The following is a 2,849-nucleotide window of genomic DNA, read 5'->3' as shown; positions in this document are numbered from 1 at the left end:
TGTTCGCGAGCGTCCGCGGTCGGTTCGTGAGCGTCCGCGGTCGGTTCGTGAGCGTCCGCGGTCGCCCTCGGCCGTCCACAACGCACCTGTGAAGCAAGCGTGACAGCGGTGCGAGGGGTGCGTGAGGGCCCCGTGAGATACCCGTGACGCATCCCACAGCGGACGGCGATCCTCCCGCCCGGGGCTCGGTTCGGGTTCTCGCCGACGGCATGATGAGGCGGACCGTCCGCTTCCAGGGGACCTTCCCGTGGAACTCCCAGCAGGCGGTTCGCCGTCATGCGCCCTCCATGCCCGGGAGTCACACCTTTGTCTGCAGTGAGCGCCGCGCCCTCCGGGACCACCCCTGCCGTCGATGTGTCCCTCGCCGTCGTCGGCGCGGGACCGCGGGGCACCAGCGTCCTTGAACGCCTGTGCGCCTCCGCGCCGGAGCTGCTCCCGCCCGGAGCACGGCTGACGGTCCACGTGGTCGACCCGTCGCCGCCCGGCCCCGGCCGCGTCTGGCGCACCGCGCAGTCGCCGCATCTGCTGATGAACACCGTGGCCTCGCAGGTGACCCTCTTCACCGACGACAGCGTGGACTGCTCGGGCCCGGTCCGCCCCGGGCCGAGCCTGCACACCTGGGCGGGCGGCGAACTGGGCCCGGACGACTACCCGACCCGTGCGCACTACGGCCGCTATCTGGAGTGGGTGTTCGCCGAGGTGGTGCGCGGGGCGCCGCCCGGAGTACGCGTCGAGGTGCACGCGGCGCGCGCGGTACGGCTCGACGACGACCCCGACGGCCGCCAGACCCTCACTCTCGACAACGGGCGCGCGCTGCCGGAGCTGTCCGCGGTCGTCCTCGCCCAGGGCCATCTGCCGACGGCCCCGGACCGCGACCAACGCGACCTCACGGCGTACGCCGAACGGCACGGCCTGCGCCACATCCCGCCCGCCAACCCGGCGGACGTCGACCTGTCCGCCCCCGCTCCCGGCGAACCGGTCCTGCTGCGCGGCCTCGGTCTCAACTTCTTCGACCACATGGCCCTGCTCACGACGGGCCGCGGCGGCCGCTTCACCCGCACCGCCGAGGGCCTGCGCTACCTCCCCTCCGGCCACGAGCCCCGCCTGTACGCGGGCTCACGCCGCGGCATCCCGTACCAGGCCCGCGGCGACAACGCGAAGGGCCCCTACGGCCGCCATCTCCCCCTCGCCCTCACCGACGAGGTCATCGCCGGCTTCCGCAAGCGCGCCGACTCCGGTGAGGCGCCGGACTTCCTGGGCGAGATATGGCCACTGATCGCGAAGGAGGTGGAGACCGTCTACTACGAGGGTGTGTGCGCCGGTCGGTGGGAGCGCACGAGGCTGCTGGAGTTCAGGGACCGTTTCCTCGCCGCCCCGCACCGGAGCCCTCAAGAGGCCCGCGTACTCGACGAGTTCGGTATCCCGCAGGGCGATCGCTGGTGCTGGGACCGCGTTTCGCGCCCGTACGCCGGCCGCGACTTCGCCACGCCCGGCGCCTGGCGCTCCTGGCTGCTGGCGCATCTGCGCGAGGACGCCGAGCAGGCCGCGCTCGGGAACGTCGACGGTCCCCTGAAGGCCGCCCTGGACGTGCTGCGCGACCTGCGCAACGAGGTGCGGCGGATCGTGGACCACGGGGGCCTGCCGGGTGGCTCGCGGCGCGAGCACCTGGACCGCTGGTACACGCCGCTCAACGCCTTCCTCTCCATCGGACCGCCCCGCCGCCGCGTCGAGGAGATGACCGCGCTGATCGAGGCGGGTGTCCTGGACGTCCTGGGCCCCCGGCTGGAAGTGCGGGCCGAGGACGGGGGGTGGGTCGCGCACTCCCCCGACGTGCCCGGTTCGACCGTCCGCGTGACGACGCTGATAGAGGCGCGGCTGCCGGAACCGGACCTCAGGCGGACGGGCGACGAACTGCTCACCCGGCTGCTGAGGACAGGCGGGTGCCGCCCGCACACGAGCGACGGTTACGAAACCGGAGGGCTGGACGTAACACCGCGCCCCTACCGTCTGATCGACCGTCAAGGTCGGCCGCACGCACGGCGGTTCGCCTTCGGGGTGCCCACGGAGGGCGTGCACTGGGTGACCGCGGCCGGGGCCCGGCCGGGTGTGGATTCGGTCACGCTTTCGGACGCCGACGCGGTGGCGCGGGCCTCGCTACGTGCGGCGACAGCCGAAACGGAAGCCCAAGCGGAACCTGGACCATGGCTAAATGTTGAACTTGCAAGCATTGATTAGGTTCCCCTAATGTTGATGACTCACTCGGTTCCGCCCCCAGGATCCGGTTCCCCACGGACCGGACCAGACCGAAGGAGTCCCCCACATGACCGACCGCCTCAACAGCGCTCAGCCGTACGCCATCGGCCTGATGCGCATCGTCATAGGCCTGCTCTTCGCCGTGCACGGCGCCGCCTCGCTCTTCGGTGTCCTCGGCGGCGCGGCCGGCACCGACGGCGGCTCCATCCCGTCCGGCACCTGGCCGGGCTGGTACGCGGCCGTGATCCAGCTCGTCGGCGGCGCCCTGGTGCTGCTGGGCCTCGGCACCCGGGGCGCGGCGTTCATCGCGTCGGGCTCGATGGCGTACGCGTACTTCGACGTGCACCAGTCGACGGCCCTGTGGCCGATCCAGAACGGCGGCGAGCTCTCCGTGCTGTTCTGCTGGACCATGCTGCTGCTGGTCTTCACCGGCTCCGGCGCGCTCGGCCTCGACCGGCTCCTCGCCGGGCGCACGGCCGCGTCCCGCGCGGACGAGCGGGCCTCGGAGCCCGTCGCGGCCTGACCCTGCCACCACCCGGCCCGGGGGGGGGCGCGCCGCCCCCCCCGCCCGCCCGGGGCGCGCGGGCGCCGGCGGC

Annotated in this window: 2 protein-coding genes; both read left to right on the top strand. The window is 73.2% G+C overall.

What is annotated here, in order from left to right; all coding sequences use genetic code 11:
• Positions 1-276 precede the first annotated feature (276 nt).
• A complete protein-coding gene (locus ABZ656_RS40800; protein ID WP_101405406.1) occupies positions 277-2,235 on the top strand; it encodes an FAD/NAD(P)-binding protein in 1,959 nt (652 codons plus the stop codon).
• 85 nt (positions 2,236-2,320) lie between these two features.
• Positions 2,321-2,776: a DoxX family protein gene (locus ABZ656_RS40795; RefSeq protein WP_101405405.1), complete on the top strand. Its 456-nt coding sequence runs from the start codon at positions 2,321-2,323 to the stop codon at positions 2,774-2,776.
• Positions 2,777-2,849: the final 73 nt, after the last annotated feature.

It is taken from the genome of Streptomyces sp. NPDC007095, from assembly GCF_040634475.1.
Taxonomy (GTDB): Bacteria; Actinomycetota; Actinomycetes; order Streptomycetales; family Streptomycetaceae; genus Streptomyces.
Note: the sequence above shows the minus strand (reverse complement) of the source record. Positions and strands in the feature narration are given on the sequence as shown.